At 54.2% G+C, this 21674-nt stretch carries 24 protein-coding genes; 6 read left to right on the forward strand and 18 right to left on the reverse strand.

The window, feature by feature from the left end:
* Positions 1-130: 130 nt before the first annotated feature.
* The 5 genes from AC3WJN_RS00005 to AC3WJN_RS00025 form a co-directional block, all read right to left on the reverse strand.
* Entirely contained in the window at positions 131-811 is a 681-nt protein-coding gene (locus AC3WJN_RS00005) for a metallophosphoesterase family protein (protein WP_025845948.1), read from the reverse strand.
* A 152-nt stretch (positions 812-963) separates the two neighbouring features.
* Complete coding sequence (locus tag AC3WJN_RS00010; protein WP_025845950.1) at positions 964-1611, reverse strand: nitroreductase family protein; 648 nt, start codon at positions 1609-1611, stop codon at positions 964-966.
* A 210-nt stretch (positions 1612-1821) separates the two neighbouring features.
* A complete protein-coding gene (locus tag AC3WJN_RS00015; RefSeq protein WP_005836319.1) occupies positions 1822-2148 on the reverse strand; it encodes a hypothetical protein in 327 nt (108 codons plus the stop codon).
* A 6-nt stretch (positions 2149-2154) separates the two neighbouring features.
* Complete coding sequence (gene parC, locus AC3WJN_RS00020) at positions 2155-4704, reverse strand: DNA topoisomerase IV subunit A (protein WP_433947646.1); 2550 nt, start codon at positions 4702-4704, stop codon at positions 2155-2157.
* 2 nt (positions 4705-4706) lie between these two features.
* Complete coding sequence (locus AC3WJN_RS00025; protein ID WP_035317597.1) at positions 4707-6677, reverse strand: DNA gyrase/topoisomerase IV subunit B; 1971 nt, start codon at positions 6675-6677, stop codon at positions 4707-4709.
* Positions 6678-7190: 513 nt separating this feature from the next.
* Between AC3WJN_RS00025 and AC3WJN_RS00030 the strand changes: the two genes are divergently transcribed.
* Positions 7191-7568, forward strand: a complete 378-nt coding sequence (locus AC3WJN_RS00030) for a YflT domain-containing protein (protein ID WP_005836313.1) — start codon at positions 7191-7193, stop codon at positions 7566-7568.
* A gap of 92 nt (positions 7569-7660) precedes the next feature.
* Here the strand turns inward: AC3WJN_RS00030 and AC3WJN_RS00035 are convergent, their stop codons facing one another.
* The 9 genes from AC3WJN_RS00035 to AC3WJN_RS00075 form a co-directional block, all read right to left on the reverse strand.
* Entirely contained in the window at positions 7661-7966 is a 306-nt protein-coding gene (locus AC3WJN_RS00035; protein ID WP_005836311.1) for a DUF1292 domain-containing protein, read from the reverse strand.
* 82 nt (positions 7967-8048) lie between these two features.
* Positions 8049-9485 carry a PAS domain S-box protein gene (locus AC3WJN_RS00040; protein ID WP_081494735.1) on the reverse strand — a complete coding sequence of 479 codons (1437 nt, stop codon included), beginning with the start codon at positions 9483-9485 and terminating at the stop codon, positions 8049-8051.
* Between the two features lie 124 nt (positions 9486-9609).
* Complete coding sequence (locus tag AC3WJN_RS00045) at positions 9610-9783, reverse strand: hypothetical protein (protein WP_005836307.1); 174 nt, start codon at positions 9781-9783, stop codon at positions 9610-9612.
* 31 nt (positions 9784-9814) lie between these two features.
* Positions 9815-10681 (reverse strand): ABC transporter permease, encoded by an 867-nt coding sequence (locus AC3WJN_RS00050; RefSeq protein WP_007787015.1) that lies wholly within the window; start codon positions 10679-10681, stop codon positions 9815-9817.
* Complete coding sequence (locus AC3WJN_RS00055; protein WP_197186895.1) at positions 10678-11610, reverse strand: ABC transporter ATP-binding protein; 933 nt, start codon at positions 11608-11610, stop codon at positions 10678-10680. Before AC3WJN_RS00055 ends, AC3WJN_RS00050 begins: the two co-directional genes overlap by 4 nt.
* Entirely contained in the window at positions 11604-13841 is a 2238-nt protein-coding gene (locus tag AC3WJN_RS00060) for a DUF8725 domain-containing protein (RefSeq protein WP_238504193.1), read from the reverse strand. The genes AC3WJN_RS00055 and AC3WJN_RS00060 overlap by 7 nt, the downstream gene beginning before the upstream one ends.
* A 17-nt stretch (positions 13842-13858) precedes the next feature.
* Positions 13859-14932 carry a TolB family protein gene (locus AC3WJN_RS00065; RefSeq protein WP_007787012.1) on the reverse strand — a complete coding sequence of 358 codons (1074 nt, stop codon included), beginning with the start codon at positions 14930-14932 and terminating at the stop codon, positions 13859-13861.
* Positions 14929-15492, reverse strand: coding sequence for an RNA polymerase sigma factor (locus tag AC3WJN_RS00070; protein WP_007787010.1), 564 nt, complete (start codon positions 15490-15492; stop codon positions 14929-14931). The genes AC3WJN_RS00065 and AC3WJN_RS00070 overlap by 4 nt, the downstream gene beginning before the upstream one ends.
* 132 nt (positions 15493-15624) lie before the next feature.
* A complete protein-coding gene (locus AC3WJN_RS00075; protein ID WP_007787007.1) occupies positions 15625-16773 on the reverse strand; it encodes a trans-sulfuration enzyme family protein in 1149 nt (382 codons plus the stop codon).
* A 135-nt stretch (positions 16774-16908) separates the two neighbouring features.
* On the opposite strand from AC3WJN_RS00075, the gene AC3WJN_RS00080 reads away from it, so the two are divergent.
* Both AC3WJN_RS00080 and AC3WJN_RS00085 read left to right on the forward strand, forming a co-directional pair.
* On the forward strand, positions 16909-17613 hold the full coding sequence (locus AC3WJN_RS00080) for a peptidylprolyl isomerase (protein ID WP_005836293.1): 705 nt from the start codon (positions 16909-16911) through the stop codon (positions 17611-17613).
* A 243-nt stretch (positions 17614-17856) separates the two neighbouring features.
* Positions 17857-18480, forward strand: coding sequence for a cell wall hydrolase (locus tag AC3WJN_RS00085; RefSeq protein WP_007787004.1), 624 nt, complete (start codon positions 17857-17859; stop codon positions 18478-18480).
* A gap of 303 nt (positions 18481-18783) precedes the next feature.
* On the opposite strand, the gene AC3WJN_RS00090 is transcribed toward AC3WJN_RS00085, so the two are convergent.
* The 3 genes from AC3WJN_RS00090 to AC3WJN_RS00100 are packed head-to-tail and all read right to left on the reverse strand — an operon-like array spanning position 18784 to position 20048.
* The gene (locus AC3WJN_RS00090; protein ID WP_157179557.1) at positions 18784-19098 is read right to left on the reverse strand and encodes a GNAT family N-acetyltransferase; all 315 of its coding nucleotides are present in this window, start codon (positions 19096-19098) and stop codon (positions 18784-18786) included.
* Positions 19044-19253, reverse strand: coding sequence for a hypothetical protein (locus AC3WJN_RS00095; RefSeq protein ID WP_007787000.1), 210 nt, complete (start codon positions 19251-19253; stop codon positions 19044-19046). Before AC3WJN_RS00095 ends, AC3WJN_RS00090 begins: the two co-directional genes overlap by 55 nt.
* 30 nt (positions 19254-19283) lie before the next feature.
* Positions 19284-20048, reverse strand: a complete 765-nt coding sequence (locus AC3WJN_RS00100) for an SDR family NAD(P)-dependent oxidoreductase (RefSeq protein ID WP_005835740.1) — start codon at positions 20046-20048, stop codon at positions 19284-19286.
* A gap of 98 nt (positions 20049-20146) precedes the next feature.
* Between AC3WJN_RS00100 and AC3WJN_RS00105 the strand changes: the two genes are divergently transcribed.
* Together AC3WJN_RS00105 and AC3WJN_RS00110 are read left to right on the forward strand one after the other, a co-directional pair.
* On the forward strand, positions 20147-20458 hold the full coding sequence (locus AC3WJN_RS00105) for a YfhH family protein (RefSeq protein ID WP_005835742.1): 312 nt from the start codon (positions 20147-20149) through the stop codon (positions 20456-20458).
* Between the two features lie 114 nt (positions 20459-20572).
* On the forward strand, positions 20573-21022 hold the full coding sequence (locus AC3WJN_RS00110; RefSeq protein ID WP_025845972.1) for a DUF441 domain-containing protein: 450 nt from the start codon (positions 20573-20575) through the stop codon (positions 21020-21022).
* 5 nt (positions 21023-21027) lie between these two features.
* Here AC3WJN_RS00110 and AC3WJN_RS00115 read toward each other — a convergent pair whose 3' ends face one another.
* Positions 21028-21336 (reverse strand): iron-sulfur cluster biosynthesis family protein, encoded by a 309-nt coding sequence (locus AC3WJN_RS00115; RefSeq protein ID WP_005835746.1) that lies wholly within the window; start codon positions 21334-21336, stop codon positions 21028-21030.
* Between the two features lie 103 nt (positions 21337-21439).
* On the opposite strand from AC3WJN_RS00115, the gene AC3WJN_RS00120 reads away from it, so the two are divergent.
* Positions 21440-21580, forward strand: coding sequence for a hypothetical protein (locus AC3WJN_RS00120; protein ID WP_007786995.1), 141 nt, complete (start codon positions 21440-21442; stop codon positions 21578-21580).
* Positions 21581-21674: the final 94 nt, after the last annotated feature.

Genomic DNA, 21674 nt, shown 5'->3' on the forward strand with positions numbered 1-21674 from the left:
TCCATGACTCTATTTTACAAATAACTTAACAAGGATGGGTACTCCCCTTCCTCAAAATTTATACTTTCTTATCCGTTGAAAAAGACGGCAAGCCCTTCCTAGGGCCTGCCGTCCTTTCCCACTGGTTGTTTTATTCGACCGAGTACACTTTGCGGCTGGGCAGCTCCAGGCAATGCAACCGCCCGCCGAAAACAGCGCCGCCGTCAATGCCGATGATGTTGTTTTCGCCGAAGTAGACGTCGTGCTTCCCGTGCAAATTTTCCGTCGGGGTATGCCCGAACACGACGGTCTTTTCCCCTTGGTAGCCTTTGTGGAACTCGTCGCGAATCCACATCAGCTTGTACGGGTCGGTTTCCGCCACAGGCGTCTGCGGATGCACGCCACCGTGGACAAAAATGTATTCATCCGTCTCGTGATAATGGGCCAGTCCGCCCAAAAAATCGAGGTGCTCCTGCACTTCCGGCGTCACTTCCAGAGACGCTGGCGCCCCCGGTTCGGTCTGTGCAGCCGCGTGGCCGTAGCTGGCCAACGTCGCCTGGGCGCCATTGCGAAACCAGCGCTCGATAAATACCGGGTCCTGCTCGAACGATTTCACCATCATATGGTCATGATTGCCCATCAGGACAATCGCCCCTTGCGCATGAAGCTGCTTCACTTTTTCCACGACTTCTCTGGACTTCGGCCCGCGGTCGACATAATCGCCGAGCAAAATGAGCTGGTCGTGCTGCGGATCGTAATTCACAAGCTCCATCAGCGACTCCAGCTTGTCCAGCTCCCCGTGAATATCGCTGATTGCCAATATCCGATTCATCCTAACCCTTCTTTCTTCTGTCTGTACGCTTCCGCTTTTTCTGTTTCATTGTACGCTCCCTCCCGCCCGATTTCTACCCTGCGGGCTAGATTGTCTGGCAAAAACAGACAGCCACGGTCGAAAAGACCCGTGACTGTCGTGCGTACGCCCGTTTATTTGCTTGGCATTTCGTTCCAGAACGTAATGTCGTCCACATCGAGCCGGGTGGTCGGATGACCTGGCTGCGCCGCTTTGCCCACGGCGATCAGCATAACGGTTTCGTAGCGGTCGGAAATGTTGAACGCCTCTTTGAACAATTCGGCGTTGTAGCCGCCCATGGGCACCGTGTCGTAGCCACGCGCTTTTGCCACGAGCATGAACTGCATGGAAACAAGCCCGCCATCCACGAGAGCAATTTCCTTAATCAGACTGCGCTCGCGATTTTCGTAGCGGCGATTGATGTTGGCGATCATCGTCGCCTTCGCCTCTTCGGTCATGTAGCCTGCGTCGATGGCTTTCTGGTAAATTTGCTCAGCCTGCTTGTAGCCCTCGTAGTCGCCCAGCACGGCGACGATCGCCGCAGCCTCGACGACTTGCTTCTGGTTGAACGCAATCGGCAGCAGCTTTTCTTTCAGCTCCTGCTCGTCGATGATGAGGAAGCGCCAAGGCTGAAGGTTGGAGCTGGATGGCGCCAACGTAGCTTCGGCCAGCATCTCTTTCAGCTCGTCGCGGGAAATTTTCACCGTTGGATCGTAATGACGCACCGATCGCCGTTCAGAAATGACGTCAAAAAAAGCCTTTTTGTTCATGACTTGTTCCATCTCCTTACTCCTCCAATCAGTAAGTAACTAACCTTTGTTTATAAAAAAACGGAAGTGTTCAAACAGTATCATATCTGCCAATCTTTTGGCAATCCTTTGAACTGTAAGAAAACGTAAAAAAACGCTTTGGCACGTCCAGGCACTTGTACAAAAAACATGTACAGGTGCCTGGACGAGAGCCAAAGCGTTTGCTTCATCCGCTCTTTTTGCCTACACAGGCGAGAACGCCGACAGGACGGCGGGTTGTCTCACGGTTTCGTTGTTCGGCAGTTGCACGATGAGGTGGCCGCTGTCCGCATCCTCGCCGCCTTCCCAGCGAAGCGCGAATGGCTTGCGCTCAAAAGCGTCGTTCTCATCGAGACTCGCCAGCATCTTTTTCAGCGTGTCTGCCGTCACCGGAACAGGCACGCTCGGGCCTTCCTCCTGCGGAAGCGAAAGCAGCTTGGGCGCGTCTTCAAAATACAGGACGGTATCGAGCAAAAGCGACACCTGCTGCCAGCTCAATGGGGATACAAAAGCTTCAAACGGAGTTGCCATTTTCCATCATTCCTTCTCTTCGCCAGGTTCGAGATCGAACAAAGTGACAGGCGCCGCTGTCGACTTCGGTTGCACACTCGCGGATTCGCCCTCTCCAGAGCCTTTTGCTGGTTCTTCTTTTGCTTCCTCTGTCGGCAGGACGGTTTCGAACACAACGGATTTGACGCCGCCTTCTACCAGGTGGCGACCAATTCCGCCCTGCTCGTTGACGTTGACCAGGCTCGTGTCGACCAGCGTCCATTCGTTTTGCGCCGTCCACGCGTACACCGTCTCGTCGATGAACACTGCCGCAAGCTGGTGCGGGTGGTTTTTGCGCTTGCGAATAAGCTGTACGCCTTTTCCGGCCCGGCCTTGCAGCGGAATGGCCGCAATCGCTGTCCGCTTGACCACACCTTCGGCTGTCAATAGCGTGAAGGCGCGGCTGTCCTCTTCCTCAATCGGGAGCATGGTGACGACCGCATCGTCAGGCGCGAGCGTAATCGCCTTAACGCCACTGGAAGCGCGGCCGGTCGGGCTGACTTCTCCCTGCGGGAAGCGAATGCCCATGCCGTCTCGGGTCGCCCCTAAAATGCCGCCTGCTTCGCCTGTCACAAATACATGCACAAATTCGTCATCTTCTGATTTCAGCTTGGCAGCCACCAACGCGCTCGAACGATTGGTCTCGTACTCGGACAACGCGGTCTTTTTAATCAGCCCGTTTTTGCTGACGTGGTAAACAAACAGCGGCTGCTTGAAGTTTTCCACGATCGTAAAGCCGACGATGCGCTGATTTTTTTCCAGCGGGATGACGTTGACCAGCGCGGAACCGATGTCCTTCCACTTGTCGTCCGGGAAAGCATTGACGAGCGTGGCGAAATACTTCCCGTCCTGCGTGAAAAACAAGGCGGTATGGGACGTATTCGTCTCCACGAAGTAGCGAACCTTGTCCCCTTCCTTGACCCCGCACGTTTCCAGGGTTCCGCCCACTGACTTGAAGGAGCGCGGACTCGTCCGCTTGATGTATCCTTCGTTGGTGAGCGTGACGATGCAGTCTTCCGCATTGATCTGCATCGCGATGTCGATCTTGATTTCCTCGATCTCTCCCTGGATTTCGGTCAGGCGCTCTTCGGCGTACTTTTTCTTGATTTCGTTCAGCTCGCTTGTGATGACCTGAATCAGCTTTTTCTCGCTGACGAGAATCGCTTCAAGCTCCTCGATCTCTTTGGCCAAAGTCGAAAGCTCTTTTTCCAGCTTGACGATGTCCAGCCGGGTCAGGGAGGCGAGCTGGATGCTCAAAATCGCATCGGCCTGCTCATCCGTGAAGCCGTACTTCTCCATGATGTTTTTCTTGGCGTCGGCCCGGTCTTCGGAATCCATAATCGTATCGACGATTTCGCGCAAAATGGATTTGGCGCGAATCAACCCCTCGACGATGTGCTTGCGTTTGCTCTTGCGCTCAAGGTCGTAGTTGCAGCGATTCGTCACGACTTCTTTCTGGTGGTCGATATACGCGCCGAGCAGCGCTTTAAGTCCCATCTGGCGGATGGTTCCTTCGTGGATCACGTTCATGTTGTAGTTGTAGTAAATTTGCAGGTCGGTGTTTTTGTACAAGTAATTCAGAATCGCCTGCTCATCTGCTTCCTTGCGAATGTCGACGACGATGCGGACCTTGTTCATTTCCGCTTCCTTGCGCCCTGTCTCGTCGCGGACGGCCATCGCGCCTTCGATTTTGCGGTCCATCACCAGCTCGTCTATTTGCGCGACCAGCTTGGACTTGACCACTTCGTAAGGAATTTCCGAAATGACGATCTTTTTCACTTTCCCGCCCTTTGGCTCTTCCATGTGGGTCTTCGCGCGAATGATGAACTGGCCGCGGCCTGTCTCAAACGCCTTGCGAATACCCGACACCCCTTGGACGATGCCCCCGGTCGGAAAATCCGGGCCTTTGACGTGCTTCATCAGTTCGTCGAGCGAGATGTTCGGATTTTTCATCTGCGCGATCGCCGCGTCAATGACTTCGCCCAGGTTGTGGGTAGGAATATCGGTGGCAAAGCCGACGGCAATCCCGGTAGCGCCGTTCACCAGCAAGTTTGGAAAGCGCGACGGCAACACGGCCGGCTGCTGCGCCGAGTTGTCGTAGTTCGGGATGAAGATGACCGTATCTTTTTCAATATCGCGCAAAAGCTCGTTAGCGAGCGCGGACAGTCTCGACTCCGTGTAACGCATCGCCGCTGGCGGGTCGGCGTCGAGGCTTCCGAAGTTGCCGTGTCCCTGAATGAGCACCTGGCGCATTTTCCACCATTGCGCCATGCGCACCATCGTTTCGTAAATCGCCGAGTCGCCGTGCGGATGGTACGTACCCATGACGTACCCGACTGTTTTGGCCGATTTGCGGTACGGCTTGTCGTGCGTATTGCCTTCCTGGTACATCGCGTACAAAATCCGGCGCTGCACTGGCTTCAGGCCATCGCGGGCGTCGGGAATCGCGCGGGAGAGGATAACCAGGTTGGCGTAATCCCCAAACCGCTTGCCCATGATTTCCGCGAAGCTCTGGTTAATGATCTGATTGGACAACATGTTTATTCATCCTCTCCCACTTCAAAGGTAACGTGGTTCTCGATCCACTCGCGACGCGGAGGCACTTTGTCCCCCATCAGAACCGTCACGAGCTTTTCACAGTGAGCGAGGTCTTCTAGCTCGACTTTAATGAGTTTTCGCGTCTCCGGGTTCATCGTAGTTTCCCACAACTGATCGGCGTTCATCTCGCCCAAGCCTTTGTAGCGCTGTACTTCTGCGCCGCGTCCGACCCGTTTTAACGCCTGCTCCAGCTCGTGGTCGCTCCAACAGTAGATCGACTCCGTCTGCTTGCCCTTCACCTGTTTTTTCACCTGGTACAAAGGCGGCTGGGCGATGTACAGATGACCGGCGGCGATCATCGGGCGCATGTAGCGGAAGAAAAACGTAAGCAAAAGCGTCTGGATGTGGGAGCCGTCGACGTCCGCATCGGACATGATGATGACTTTGTCAAACGCGCAGTTTTCGATGTCGAAGTCTTCCCCGATGTCCGTCTCCAGCACTTCCAGAATCGTGCGGAACTCCTCGTTCGCCAACACTTCAGACAGCTTGGCCTTTTCCGTATTCAACGGTTTTCCCCGCAGAGAAAACAGCGCCTGGAACTCGGAGTTGCGCGCCTGCTTCGCAGAGCCGCCCGCAGAGTCACCTTCGACGAGAAACAGTTCATTGCGTTTGGAATCCCGGTATTGCGGCGGCGTGAATTTTTCCGAAATGGATTTGCGTTTTTTCGCCGTCTTGCCTTTTTTGTCTCCGCGCAGAGCTTCGCGCTGTTTGCGCAGCTCCTCGCGAATTTCAGCGGAGCGCAACGCCTTGTCGATCAAAAGCTTGCCTATTTCCGGATTTTCCTCGAGGAAGAAGCCCAGCTTCTCGGAGACAATTTGCTCGACGATCGCCCGCGCTTCTTCGTTGCCCAGCTTGTCCTTGGTTTGGGACTCGAACTGGACATCAGCCATTTGCAATGACAGCACACCGAGGAAACCTTCCCGCAAATCATTTCCTGTCAAGTTGGGATCTTTGTCCTTCAAATACCCTTTTTTCCGCGCGAACTCGTTGAAAATCCGGGTCGTTCCGTTGCGAAATCCGGTGACATGCGTACCGCCGTCTGTCGTGACGATCGAGTTGACGTAGGAGACGAGCGTTTCCGCGTAGCCGTCGTTGTACTGAAAAGCCAGCTCGACGTAGACGTTGTCTTTTTCCCCTTCAAAATAAACGATCGGGTGCAGCGTGTTTTTCCCCTCATTCAAATAGGAGACGTACGACTTCAGACCGTCCTCGAAGTAAAATTCTTCCCGCTTCTTCTCCGGGCCGCGCTCGTCAATCAGCACCATGCGCAGTTTCTTGAGCAAAAACGCCGTTTCCCGGAAACGATCGCGAATCGTCTCGTAGTCAAAGCGCGCGCTGCCAAATATTGCCTCGTCCGGCAGGAAGCGCACAGTCGTACCTGTCCTTTTGGTCGTTCCGGTCACTTCAAGGTCTGTGACGGGCTTGCCGACGTGCTCGATGCCTTTTTCGTCGACTACGTAGGCAAAGCGCTGCTTGTGAATCTTGCCTTCGCGGTGAATCTCCACTTCGAGCCACTTGGACAAGGCCACGACGACGCTGGAGCCTACGCCGTGCAAACCGCCGCTTTTTTTATAGCCGCCGCCGCCGAATTTTCCTCCGGCGTGAAGCGTCGTAAAAATGACTTCCGGAACGGGCCGTCCCGTCTTGTGCATCCCCGTCGGAATTCCCCGACCGTGGTCCTCGACGCTGACGCTGCCATCCTTGTACAACGTGACGATGATCGTATCATTGACGCCAGCCAACGCCTCATCCTTGGCATTGTCGACGATTTCCCACAGGAGATGGTGCAAACCTCTGCTTCCGGTCGAGCCTATGTACATCCCAGGGCGCTTGCGGACGGCGATCAGGCCCTCCAGTACCTGGATATCTTCCTCGGTATAGGTCAGTGTATGTAGTGTGTCTGTTTCCTTCAATCGCGCTCTCCCCTCTACTTTTCGAAAAAGCGTCCAAAACAGGCTTTCGTTTTGGTAACCGCACAGGTCATCGCCTTGCTCTTGGGAAAACATCCTTTCCGTCCGAAAGGGAATATTTCACAAAAAAAGCGAACACTTAATCGCTATTGTACCGTATGCTTCCCATAGTATTCAACGCTAGTCACAAAATGGGGCAAAAAAACCACCCCGCCCCTAGCGAGATGGCCGATCCTGCACAGTATTCCCCGTATCCACTGGCGTCAGGCCGAAACCGTTTAGCCCAAGCATATGACGCTTCGTCATTAGTGTAGCATTTGCAGCAAAGCGAGGTCAAAGCGAAACCAGTCCCCGCCTGCGCTCTTTACTTTATTTCTTGCTCGTTTTGGAAAATCCCTGCTCGTTCAAACAATTTCTTCCGACATCGCGCACGCAACTATTTCCATTCATCTATACCGCGCGGGCGGGCAACCTATTAGAGCATCGATTCCTGAGGCGACATAGGGGGGAATAACGTTGATAAGTGCGACCAAGCCGTTTGTCAAGTTTCATCGGTACGATCAGGAGCTGGTTTCGGACATTCAGGCGTTGAACTCGTCCGGCTATCATAAGGATGACATTTGGGTGCTGAAGTGGAATCCCGATAAAAACCACTCGAATCAACGCGACAATTTTTATAAATACAGTACGCATTTTGAAAGTGCTGTAGGCGACATCGACAGCAAAGCCCACTTCTTCGACAACGGCGGCGAGGAGCTGCGCACCCGGCTCGAAAAGCTCGGGCTGACCAAGGATGAATGCTCCGCGCTGGTCAGGGAGCTGCAAGAAACGGACTACACCTGCCTTTTGGTCGTCCGCGACCTGAAAGACAACATCATCAAAATGAACGACTGATCTGCCCATCAAAAAAGCCGCTGCCGGTTTGTTCAAACCAGGCAGTGGCTTTTTTACGCTTGCGAGCATCCCGCAACAACGCGGGCACCCGATTATTCGCCTTTGTCGATCAGTTCAATGCCTTCCAGAACCTCGTTCAGCTTCGCGTACACAGCGCTTTCTTCGTCTTCTTCCAATGGAACCATTTCGCCGCCGTCGATCTGGAATACGAAGATGTCTACTTCTTCATCCAGCTCTTCTTCGGCCTCCTCGTCTTCGAGCGCTTCCGTCAAGGCAATATATTCTTTACCGTTCAGGTCGAACATCGCCACTACTTCAAAATCACCCAACGGTTCACCGTTTTCATCGTCCAGCGTAATGATATCGCCCAATTCGAGGTCTTTGCTATCTTCTGTCAATGCGTTCACGTCCTTATGCTGATATTGGTTCTCTACACCATCATACCGTTTTTTTCCGGCAGAAGCAAACAGGTGAATGGCGCTATCGCACCGGCAATCTGATTTCGAAAGTCGTCCCTGTCTCTTCCTTGCTGCACACAGAAATCGTCCCGCCGTGATTGGCGATGATTTTGTAGCTGACCATAAGCCCGAGTCCCGTCCCGTTCGGCTTCGTGGTGAAAAATGGCTCGCCCAGTTTCAGCAGTTGTTCCTCGGCGATGCCGCAGCCTTGGTCGGTAAAGGCAATCAGCATCATCCCGTCCTCGACACTCGCCGACACGGTCACGACCCCGCCATTCGGCATCGCTTCCACTGCATTTTTCAACAAATTGAGAAACACTTGCTTCAACTGGTTTTCCTCGCAGACGATGGCAGGCAGATTGTCGGCGTAGCTGGTGAGTATCTGGACGTTGTACATGATCGCATGCGTGTCGGCAATCATGACGATCTGCTCCAGGAGCGGCTGCATCTCCCTTTTCCGCTGGAATACGACCTGCGGCTTGGCGAGCACGAGAAATTCGCTGATGATAAATTCGATCCGATCCAGCTCGGACAACATGATCCGGTAATACTCGTCCTTGCCGCCGGAGTGCGCCCGGAGCAGTTGGACAAACCCTTTCAGCGACGTCAGCGGATTGCGAATCTCGTGGGCCACCCCCGCGGCCATCTGCCCGATCACCGACAGCAGCTCGGACTTGCGCACCAGCTCTTCTGCCTGTTTACGCTCGGTAATATCTTGCACAATCCCGATCACAGCCGGCTTTTGCTTGTACGTGCTCGTTTTTTGCAGCACCTCGACATCAATCCGATTGCCGTTTTTGCACAGACCGCGAAACTGGTAGTGAATGTTCGAGCGATCCCCGTTGATTCTGCGCTCCTGATGCGTGCGAACAATGTCCCGCTCTTCCTCGATGACGAGGTCGGAAGCGGTCATTTTCACCAGTTCTTCCTGACTGTAGCCGAAAATATCGCCGAGCCTCGGGTTGACGTAAACAAACCCCGGCTCGTCCACATACGCGATGTAGACGCCGACCAGTGTATCCTCGACCAGACTGCGGTACAGCTCTTCTGCCTCCTGCATCTGCTGCTTCATCTGCTTGTATTCCGTAATCTCTGTGGCAGAGCCTATGATTTCAGTGACGATGCCATTGCGGCAAATCGGCGTCAGGACGGAGGAAAAGTAGCGTTCACCAAACGCAAGCTCGTATTCGATCGTCTGTCCAGCGAAAGCGAGCTGGTAGTAAGGCATGATCGATTCGATCCCGTACTGGCGTAAAATATCTTCTGCGCGCATTCCTTTTAATTTTTCCGTGTCAACGCCAAACTCATACGCGAGCTTGCCTTCCGACAGATCCAGGACAAATTCGTCTTGTTCATTCCGGATAAAGGTAAAAATATGATTATGTACGTTTTGAATAATGTGGAACCATTCCTCTTTGGGTGAAAGCACCCCAGCCTCGACGCCTTGTGCACGCAACAACCATTCACCTCTTCTGTCATAAGGATATGGACAAATTCACCACAGAAGATGCTTTTCCTCTTTTTTCCGGGCAAACCTTCCCGCTATAAAAAACAACCTACCGTCATGGCAGGTTGTCCGCTTTTTACTCGCTGTACTCTTGAAGCACGCCTTTTTCCAGCAAAAACGCTTCCTCGGCTTGCAGAATCGTAATGATCGCTTCACGCTGCACGTACATGCCCGCAGAAGCGAGACGACTCTCAATCGATCTGAGCAATTCTTCAAAATCAATAATTTGCACTTCTTCCTGTTTGCTCACAAAAAGCCCTCCCTTTTCCGACACACACCCTTCATTTTACACGAACAGACCATTTCTTCCAACTCCACCATTTTCGCCGGATCGGCTTGAGCAAATACGCGCTCCACACCATCAGCAATAGCGCCAGCACGACGTAAAAGCAGGAAAAAAACAGCCACGGCGAAAAGGCGAACTGCTCGGAGTGGTCCAGCGTCTCTCCCAGTATGCCAAACAGGACGATGATCGGATTCATTCCCGCCAGCACTTGCAGCTCCGGCAAATTCCAGACGCCTTGATCGGGGTACATGTCCGGGTAGCTTTGCTGTAGCCATTCGCCGATGAAGAAAAAGAGCAGCCCGGTTCCGACGACGAAAAAGAAAGCGATCCCGTACGAAGTAATCGTGCTAATCGAGGTGCGTTTGATCCATGTCGAGCAAAACAGCCCAAGCGAGCCCAAAAAGAAAATGTTGACGGCCAGAAACAGAATCAACTGCGCCATCTGCTCCGGCGACACGCTGCCGTACAGCATGACAATGCTGTACAGCGGCATGGAGGCGACGAGCAACAGCGTGGAAAAAGCCAGCGACGTAATCAGCTTGCTCCACACAATCGTGGCAGGCGACAACTGCGTCGTCAGCAAAATGTGCAGCGTCTGCCGTTCGCGCTCGCCGCTGATGGCCCCCGCCGTCAGGGCAGGCGCGACAAAGCAGACCATCGCATAATGAATCGCCGCCGATATGAGAAACAGGTTGCGATTCTCGCCCAGCGCCTCTGCCCGCAACGTATCCGTCAGCAAAAAGCCAAGCGGAATCCCGCCCATGATGAGCAGGTAAATCGCCAGGATGCACACCGTTTTCCGGGAGCGAAACCGCTCGCGCATTTCCTTGACGAGAATCGGGTTGAAAAGGAAGCCGTTCATTCCATACCGACTCCTTCCGTAATCGCCATGAAAACGTCCTCCAAGTTTTTCTTCGCGTCACCGTAGTAGACGACCGCCACCTGCTCGTCGATCAGCTCTTGCAACAGGTCGGCCTTTTCCTGCTCGGCACCCTGAAAATAAAAGCGGAAGCCGCCCATGTATTCCTCCAGATGGTTCACATGCGGCGAGCTTTCCAACAGCAGCGCCGCTTTGTCGAGGTTGCGCAGCGCGCGAAGCTGCATGACGCTTCCGCCTGTCTCTCTGCTGCTTACTTCGTGGACAGAGCCGCACGCGATCAGTTTCCCGTTTTCGATCACGCCGATATCATCGCACAGCTCGGCCAGCTCCGGCAAAATGTGCGAGCTGATGAGAATCGTTTTGCCCATCTCGCGCAGTTGCTTGATAATCTCCCGCAGCTCGATGCGCGCCCGCGGGTCCAGGCCAGACGCCGGTTCGTCGAGAATCAGGACCGCCGGATCGTGGACGAGGCATCTCGCCAGCCCCAGCCTTTGCTGCATCCCCCGCGACAAGGAATCGACAAACGCATCCGCCTTGTGCGCCAGGTTGACCAGCTCCAGCAGGTCGGCTACGAGCGGGCGTCTTTTGCGCGCCGGGATTTTAAAGGCGCCCGCGTAAAACTCCAAATATTCCACAGCCGTCAAGTTGTCGTACACGCCAAAAAAGTCGGGCATGTAGCCGAGCGACTGGCGCACGCTGGCCGGGTCCTTGCGAACGTTGTAGCCGCAGACGTACGCTTCGCCTTCGCTCTGTTCCAGCAGCGTGGACAAAATCAGCATCGTCGTCGATTTTCCGGCGCCATTCGGGCCGATGAAGCCGAACACTTTTCCCGGCGCGATGGACAGATTCAAGTCTGACAAAGCTTGCAGGGTACCGTAGCGCTTCCCCAGATGCACGGTTTCAATTACCATTTTCTCACCCCTTCAACCTGGAAAAACGGCGTTGGCAGCGACAGGCGCGAAACTGTGCTGTTGGAAAAACGAAGCAACAGCGTGCGGTTGGCTGTCAAGGCATCCTGAAGTTCTTGCTCCAGCACCAGCTTTGTCCCGTGCTCCACCGTCCGCCACTTCCCGCTTTTCTGGTGGAAGTACTCGATTCGGAACGGGCGGTACGAACTGTGGTCAAGCGGAACAAGCAACCGCTTCAACTCCAGGTTCGTCGCGTCCGTCCGCAATTCAAACGTAATGCTTCCTTTTCCGAGTTGCCAGAGGTAGCCCGAGTTCGATTCGTAGTCGCCGCTCGCTTCAAACAGCTCTGCATTGAGCAGTCCGTACGGCAGGATCACATCTCCTTCGGCTTGCGGCTGGAGTTGGACCGTCTGGTTGACGACATTCCAGTAGTGAGCCTGATGCGGCTCCTGCATTTTCATCAGCGGAACCGGCTCTGTCGTAATCCCGATCAGCCGCACCTGGCCGCCCTGGGCATAGCCGATGATGTTCTCCTGCATTTCTTTGCGCCGTTTTTCGGGCGAATCTTGTTCGTCCTGCTGCTGATCCCGCGGCATAAACAGCGACTCCAGCACGGCGTCAATCTGTTTCTCTTCTCCTTTTTTCAGCGCGCCAATCGGAATACGCTGCAAGCCGACCTCGAGAAACGACTGCTCGTAGGAGTACACCGTGTTGTTTTTCACCTGTCCGACCAGCCTGTTCTCCTCGACATGCACATCCACCTCAAACGCGCCGATGTCGTGCATGACGCCAAAGCCGATTGCCTGTTTCGGAGTCAGGTACGGCAGATTGCGGTAAGACAACAGCCGTGAACCGTCTGTTATTCCTTCCGGCTCGTAGTCGTTTCGGCCCTGCGTCAACGGAACAGCGACAATCGACGGCTCCACGATCACGTCATAGCCGTCCTTGTCGACTGCCAAAAAAGTAGTCCCGGTTCGCACTTTGGCCAACTTTTCATCCAAAACGCTGATTTCCGAAATCGTGTAGCTGACGTTCGTTTTCACTACGAGCGGCTTTCCGATCGCGAAAATCCCGACCGTCAGCAGAATGGCCGCTCCCGGAATGATTCCCCACGCCCATTCCCGTCTGCCGGCTTTTTTCAGCACGAAATAAGCCAGCGGCGCCACCAAAAGCACATAGCCGCCCCACATGACCACCATCCAGACAGGAGGCGGAGTTTGCACGTCGGGGATTTTTTTGCTCAGCTCCAACAAAGAACGCGACATCTGGTCGAAATAGCGCTTGTTTTCCAACACAGTCGTCACGCCTTGCTGGACCATGACGTTTTGCCACAACGGCAAATTGTGCTGCCAGGAAGCCAGCGGCTCAGCGGTCACATCGTAGTTGACGAACAGAAAAACTCCTTGGCCGCTCTTTTTCGCGACATATAGCGGCAGCTCCTTGTTGTACACGCCCAGCTTGCCGGGCGGGGCGGGCTTGTCACCTGCATACGTGCGTAGCGCCTCTGCAAGTGGCACGCTCCCTTTTTGTCCCGCCTGAATCGGCAAAATGTCCGCGAACCTTTGCACTAGTCCATCCTGCCCCGGCCCTGCGGACAGGATGACGACTCCTCCCAGCTTGATCCACTCCTTGATCGCGGCAAGCTGCGCGTCGTCGATCAACGCTCCTTGCTTGCCGCTAATCGCCAGCACGTCGAGACTCTCGTACATCCACGACTGGTCCGGAAGCATGTCCGGAGTCAAGTTTTGCACCGAGATCGGCCGATTCATTTTCGATTGGGAGGCGTTCACCGCGAGAAAATGAAACGCGTTTCCGCCCTCATCCACGACGCCGATCGTCTGCCCGTCTTTCGGATAAGGGAGGCGCAGCTTTTCGGATTTTAGGACCTGTCCGTTTTGCGTGACGTGAACGTACCAGTTATCGAGCAAGATTTGCATCGGCAAGTCGAAAAACAGCGTCGTGCTCTTGCCTTGTTCCAGCTTGACTGGCCGACGAAAGTTCGATTGCCGCAAATTTTTGGACAGAGGCTTTCGCGACAGCTCCACGAAGCCCGAGATGTCTGTTTCCTGGCTGGTGATCGTCACACCGAGCCGCACCCATGATTCGTACTTGACGATGCCGCCCAAAGGCAAATTCACTTCTATATCCATGTTGTTCTCCGCCAGCGCCGGCTGTCCCGCAAAGCCCAGGCCGAACCAGGCGACCGCAAAGACCAACATCCATTTCCATTTCATGCTTGTTCCTCCGCTCGTTATCGTGACGCCAGTGAAACAACCAGCTCCAGCGGCTGACTTTCACGCGAAATAAGCAAGATTTGCTTTCCTTTTGCCGCCCAATTCCCGCGGATCAGCTCGGCAGCATGCTGGTTGCGCAGTTGCAGCTCTTTTGTCACGAAAGGCTCGTCTCCCACGTTGGCTACCATTAACTGGCCGTCCGGCTGCGTATAGGTCAGCTCCTGCTCGGAGCGCCAGGAAGCCCACTGGCCTTGTCCGAGCATCGAAATCAGCCCTGTACGCATTTCCATGACCTGCACGGCCCCTTCCTTGCGAAACGCCAAAAAGCGTCCATCTGGGGACCATTCCGGCTGCGAGCCCTCGGTCAGCTTCCATTCCTGAAAGGAAATGGTGCTGCTGACCCAAATTTCGTCATTGCCGCCTTTCGAGCGGGTATAGGCAATCGAGTCGTCATGCTGCGACCAGCTTGGAGAGCTGTAGGCGACGCCTTCTTCTTCTTTTAAAAGACGACTGCTGCCCATGCTGTACGCCGTTGGCAACTCCACGATCCACAGCCGGGACATCTGCTCGGCCTGCTCGACAACCGCGATTTGCTTGCCCTGGTTCGACCAGGCCACCGCCACGTACTTGCCTTTTGTCGGAGGCAATTTGACAGTGGCAGGCTTTGTGTCGCCATCGATCGGAAGCGTCCGCAGCTCGGACTGATGGGCGATGTAGGCAATCTGTGTCGCGGACCTGTCGATATCCACCTGTTCCACAGACGATTCGGCAGGCAAAGTGAGCACCTCATGCTTTTGGATCGTCACGGCACCTCTGCCCCACCACAGGCAAACCCCGACGGACAGCGCAACAACCAGCGCCGCACAGCTAATCCAGAGCAGCTTGCGTCTCTTCCACGGCTGTTGTCCTCCTTGAGCCTGCCCTTTTTTTGCTTCCAGTTCTTTCATTCGTTCCAGCAACTGCTTTCTCAAATCAGCCTTCAACTGGTAGTTGACAGGGACAGAACGGCGCATACGCTTCAAATGGGTCAGGAGTTGAGCTACAGTCTGATCGTCATTGTGACCTTGGGGGTATTTCTCCTCCTCTCTCATTCGGAGTCCCCCCTTTCGTACATCTTCTGAAGTTTTTGTAAGCCCCGATAGGAGATCATTTTGATGCTCGATTCTGTCTTGCCAAGCACTTCAGCGACCTGACTGATTTTCAGGTCGGCAAAATAGCGAAGCATGAGGACATCCTTCTGATCCTGCGACAACAAGTCCAGCCGGTCACGAAGCAGGCGAATTTCCTCGTTGGTCAACGCCTGCCGTTCCGGCTGCCACGTATCATCCGGTTCGCTTCCCAAAAAGTCCTCCTGGTCGACGGGAAGCTCCCTGTTTTTTCGCATAAAGTCCACGTATGTATTGTGAGCAATACGGAATATCCAGGAGGCAAACGGACTCGTTCTGCTGTATTGATCGAATTTTTCCAGCGCTTTCAAAAAGACCACGGTGGTCAGATCATCGGCATCCCACGTACTCTGGACACGGCAGCGCAAATAACGGTTCACGCGGTCGAAATACTCGTCGTACAGTTCGGTAAAAGGACGAGATTCGTAATAGTCTCCAGATGCTGGGTCCGATGGTTGCGCGGAACGCTTTATCGCCATTCCCATTGCGGTTTCCTCGGTTTCTCCCATTTTGTTGCATCGAGCCGGGATACAAGCACGCCATTCCTCCCGGCTCCATCCTATTTAAGTTATACGAACGGCCCGTCAAGAAGTTACAACGGATCATCCTTTTTTCAATTACTTCCCTAAAGCACGGCCAAGCTCGCTCAAAATGTCGTCGATGGCCTCGATCCCGACAGACATGCGGACCAGTCCCATCGTAATCCCGGTCGCCTGCCGCTGTTCCTCGGAAAAAGCGCGATGCGAGGTCGTAACCGGATGGGAAACGCTCGTCTCTACTCCGGCCAGAGACGGCACGAACTGGATCCAGTCCAGGGCCCGGTAAAACTCGTAAATCTCACTCTCATCCCGAAGCGCAAACGACACCATCGCCCCTTGCTTCGGTCTGGCGAAAAACGACGTCGCCTCCTGGCTCGGGTAGTAGACGCGGCTGACAGCCGGATGGCTTTGCAAAAACCTGGCCACTTCGCGCGCATTGTCGCATTGCCGCTCCATTCGGACCGCCAACGTCTTCAGCCCGCGCGCCGCCAGCCACGCTTCGAACGGACTGAGGGACGCGCCGTAATTGACGACGATTTCCGTCGCGCGCTCGATGAGCGGACGGCTTCCGACCAGCACACCGCACGTCACGTCGCTGTGCCCGCCGATGTACTTGGTTCCGCTGTGCACGACCAAATCCGCGCCAAAGGTGATCGGCTGGACGAGATACGGCGTCGCAAACGTATTGTCGACCATGACAAACAGGCCGAGTTCTTTTGCCTGGCGAATCCAGGAAGGCAGATCGACCACCGTGAGCAGCGGATTGGTAATCGTTTCCACGAAAAACAGCTTTGTCGTAGGCCGTACGCGGCTCGCCAAATGGGTCCCCTCGTCAAGCACGATGCACTCCAGCTCGATGCCAAAACGCGACAGTTCTTTTTGCAGCAACGCGTAAGTGCCTCCGTATATTTCGTGAGAGGCGAGAACGTGATCGCCGGGGGAGAGGATCGAAAGCAAGCCAGCCATGATCGCCCCCATGCCGGATGCCGCGCTGACCCCCGCCTCCGCTTGCTCCAGACGGGCAACGGCAAAAGCCAGCTCGGCCTGGTTCGGATTGCCGTTGCGCGTGTACAAATATTCGCCTTCGCCCGCGTAGTACTTTTCGACTTCTTCCAGGCTATCGAAGGCAAAAACAGATGTCTGGTAAATCGGGGTAGACTTGCTCTCCGCTTGCCTCAGAGGCGCGTGTCCAATATGCACGGTAGTCGTTTCGAATCGTTCGCCCACGTCGTTCACCCTTTTTCTACCATCATACCATGCCAGAAGCTGGACAGACTAGCTGATTGGCATTTGCCTGTCCATTTGTGCTATAATTCGAAACCGAACTACCCAATAGGTAAGAAACAAAGGAAGGTGCACAAGATGAAAAAGTTTTTCATGACCCTGTTCACATGTCTGATGGCAATCGCCTTGGTTACGGGTTGTTCCAGTGCAAGCAACGAAACGGCTCCGACAGAGCCTACTCAGCCGACTACGCCAACTGCAAAACCTGATTCCAAGGAGCCTGCCCAGCCTCCAGGCCCTACTGGCGAGAAAAAGTACGACAAAGCTCCTGCCATGCAGATCGACAAAAACAAGACTTATCAAGCGAAAATCTCCACTACAATGGGAGACATTACGATTGATCTGTTCGCCAAAGACGCGCCAATTGCCGTGAACAACTTCGTCTTTTTGGCCAAAGACAAGTTTTACGACGGTCTGACTTTCCACCGCGTCATCAAAGATTTCATGATCCAGACGGGCGATCCGCTGGGCAACGGAACCGGCGGCCCTGGCTACACGTTCGAGGACGAGCTGAAAAACGGCCACAAATACGAAGTCGGCGTGGTCGCGATGGCTAACGCTGGACGCAACACAAACGGCAGCCAATTTTTCATCGGTTCCGGAAAAGATGTAGAAGGTTTGGAAAACGTACCGAATTACACCATTTTCGGAAAAGTCGTAGGCGGAATGGATGTCGTGCAAAAAATTGCGGGCACGAAAGTGAAGAAAAATCCGCAAACGGGCGAACTGAGCGTGCCGGAGCAACCGATCAAAATCAACACCGTAACCATTACCGAAAAGTAAGACTTTCAGACTAGAACAGCAAAACACCACTGTGCTTGCACAGTGGTGTTTTGCTTTGAGAGCACAGGAGATACAAGCATCTGCTGCTTTTCGCCCCTCTCATTTTCACAACTTTCTGTTTTAGTAAATAGTACCGTGGGACCAATTTCCTCTTGCGCTATCCAACCATTCCCGCTAGACTTGCTAAAGACCCGATTCGCTTCCGCAATCAAAAGCAAAAAGCGAAAAGGAGTGGTTCTCACCATGAAGACACGAGAAGCGCGAATGCGCTTTTTCTTCTTTCTCAACAGTTTTGCCTTGCTTCTTCTGTGCCTGTTCGTCACGCCGACGAGCGCTTCGGCACCTCACGTGAAGAAAACAGCGCCTGTTCCGGTACAAGCCACAGCGGCTCCCGTACAGGCTGCCAAAAAGGAAACAAAAACTGCTATCCCTGCCACACAAGTAAAGCGCGATTCTGTCCAGGTCAGCCGGGACGATCGCCGCAAAGTGATTCGGCATGGAAAAGGAAAAATTTCAGATAGGGATATGGAACTGCTTGCCCGGTTGGTCTATGCGGAAGGCCGGGGTGAACCGTATGAGGGACAGGTAGCGATTGCCGCTGTCGTATTGAATCGGGTAGCTTCTTCACAATTTCCAAACACGGTACGGGAGGTCATTTTCGCTCCCAACGCGTTTTCGCCAGTCCGTAACGGCAGACTCTCGTCCCAAACAAATGAGAGCGCCAGACGGGCAGTCGCGGATGCGGTGAATGGAAAGGATCCGACCAATGGCTCCCTCTACTTCTTCAATCCTGATACCGCCACATCCAAATGGATCTGGTCCAGGCCCCAGATAGTCGTGATCGGCAACCACCGTTTTGCCCGTTAATCGCGAAAAATTTAATAATACTTTATTTTCATTTTATCACAATTTTACTTTTAGCTGATATCTTGTCAGTGTAAGCACTTTTTCAACGCATTGAGAAAAAGTACGATGTTCTTCCTAGAATGACTTCTTTAACGTAAGCATGGGTAGATCGAAGTGTTCCATCTACGTATGCCTACGCTAACAGTAGCTGGCTGATTGACTGTATTGGGTGAGAGCAATCCAGTCACATGCGCCAATCGTGCCTTTTCTCAATCGCCCCCAAATAATTGGGCATTCCCCCTGCGGGAATGCCCCTTTTTTTTGCTAGTTACCGATGGTTTTTCGCATATGCGCAGTAGGGATGCCTGTCGTCCCTTCCCTTTGCACGATTTCCTCCTGCGTCACCACGAAGCCTTCCGAACGGTACAGCCTCATGTTTGCTTCCATTTCCATCCTCACTCGGCAAGTCAACGCTGCTTTTCCGTTTTGGGCCGCCCACGCTTCCAGCCAGCGAATGATCGAACGGCCGATTCCTCTGCCTTGCCGGGAAGGATCGACGGAGAGCCGAAAAAAAGTAAAGCGAGTCAGCTTTCCACTAAAAACCGCACCATCCCTGCCGGATGATCGTCCTCCCAGCAAATGGCCGCTTGTTCTCTCCCCTCTGCCAGTTGTGTCGCGACATCCTCCACCGTCTCCGAAAGGGCGCTCGATGGCGGAACCGCCGCCTGAAACGCGGCGTGCATGAGCGAAGTCAAAATCGGTGCGTCTTTGGCGCTTGCGATGCGCATATTCATGGTTGCCGTCTCCTTTTTCATTGCGAATCGTCAAAAGCCGTACACGGACATTCCGCCGTCTACCGCAATCGTTTGACCGGATATGTAGGCAGCCGCATCGGACGAAAGGAAAATCGTAGGGCCAACCAAATCTTCCACATCGCCAATCCGTCCGCTTGGAGTCCGCTGCAACACTTCTTGCACAAACGCCTCGTCATTCAACAGCGCTTCCGTCAGCGGCGTGCGGAAATACCACGGCGCAATCGCGTTGACATTAACGCCGAATTTGCTCCACTCCAGCGCAAGCACGCGCGTCATCTGAATGACGCCTGCCTTGCTCGCTCCGTAGGCCACTCCCGTGCGCAGCGCCACAAGCCCTGCGACAGACGCGATGTTGACGATCCGTCCGTAGCGCTGCTCGCACATCGTCCTCGCGGCAGCCTGGCTCAAGAAAAACGCCGCCTTCAGGTTCAGGTCCATGATGCGATCCCACTCTGCCTCGCTCACTTCATGGGCTTTTTTCCGGATGTTCATGCCTGCGTTGTTCACGAGGATATGCAAGCCGCCCAAAGCGTCCAGGGCTTGGGCTACGACTTTTTCCGCCGCCCCTGCTTCCGTCACATCCGCTGCGATCGGACAAGCTACCCCGCCATTTGCCTCAATCGCTTGCACGACTTCCTGCAAGTCCGACTCGGTTCGGGAGACGACCGCAACCTGTGCGCCTGCCTCCGCCAGACCGACAGCAAGCGCTTTTCCGATGCCCCTGCCCGCTCCGGTAATGATTGCTTTTTTTCCAGTCAAGTCAAATCGTGTCATTGTTTTCTTCTCCTCCATTCCCGTTAGAGCTTTCTCCATCCATCGCCTTTTCCCCTGTCTTTTGCTACAATATACCTGTATGGAAAGGAGGCAGTCCGTTGCGTTTGTACAGTCAAATGACTCTCGCTGAGCTGCAGGAGGAGATGGAACGCCTGCACGTGGAAGCCGAGGAGAAAAAGAAACTGGGTGACGAGTCACAGCTTGCCATTATTACGCAAAAGTATTTCATGGCGAAGTCGTATTACTTGGGGACGGGAGAATTTCGCATTGGCGGAAAGTACAGTGTCGCCAACTACGATCAGCCGTTTACCATTGATTATTTCAACGGCGTGTTTGCCTGGGGCCGCTTTCCTGATTCGGACGAGCAGACCGGCTTTCCGGTCGGCATGCTGGAACTTTGGTACGACTAACGAAAAAAGAGATCAGCGCCGACGAGCATGCTGATCTCTTTTTTTGTTGGCCGAACACGAACCCTGCCGCGTCTGGATATACTACTGGCAAAAACGAAAGCGAGCACAATCGCCATGGACGTCATCAATCTTGCGCTGCTGCTTTTGCTTGCGCTCGGCATCGTGGGAAATAATGCGACCGTCTCGATCGCGGTAGCGCTTCTTTTGCTGATGCGGCTTCTGTCGCTGGAACGGTTTTTCCCGGTGCTTGAGCAGCATGGCTTGCAGATTGGCATCATCATTTTGACGATCGGCATTCTCACGCCGCTTGCGAGCGGAAAAATCACTCCCGCCTCCATGCTGGACCTGTTCACCCACTGGCAAACGGTGCTGGCCGTCGTCATCGGCGTGTTCGTCGCCTACCTGGCGGGAAAAGGAACGGCGCTGATGGCTGGCAATCCGTTGATCGTCACGGGACTGCTTTTCGGAACGATCATCGGCGTCACGTTTTTCCGCGGCGTCGCAGTCGGCCCGCTCATCGCTGCCGGGATTCTCGCGTTCATCCTGCAATTTTTGCCCAAGTAAAAACGTCAGCCCCAGCGCTCTTTGAGCGACAGGCCGTAAGCCACGATTTGCTCAGGCGTGACCAGGCGAAAGCCTTGCTGCGGACGGTAGTCAATCGTCAGCGCCTCCGAGCCGATGTACGCGATCGTCTCCGGGTCGAGCAACAGCGTCATCCCCTCGACCTGTATCACCTGATCCTGCGGTGTCGCCTCATCGAGCCAGAGCGCGTATTCGACCGTCATTCCACAGCCGCCTACCAGCTCGCCGTTGATCCGCACCGGTCGCGTCGCTTTTTGCAATTGGTCTACAGCTTCCTTCGTCAGCTTGATTCTCACCGTGTTTCCACCTTCCTGCTTGCTTTTTCCAGCACTTTTGTATGCATCATCTCTCTGATGATAGCATACAATGCTTGAAAGGCAGCGGAAAGGACGATCATCTATGAACATTTACGAACAGGACGGCATGTTTGTCGCAGAAACCCAGTTTCAATCCGAGCATGTTGTCATCTTCGCCAAATCGTGGGAAGAAGCCAAGGAAAAATTGCTCGTTCGGCTTCTGGTCCTGGAAATGATTGGTTGAAACGAAAGCGGGTCGTTTTTCATGACCTGCTTTTTTCACCCTCTCAACAACTAAAGCATTTCCCCATTTCCCCTCGCTGGCCTGTTCCAATGGC

The sequence above is a fragment of the Brevibacillus sp. FW306-2-1A-C05A genome, from assembly GCF_058781555.1.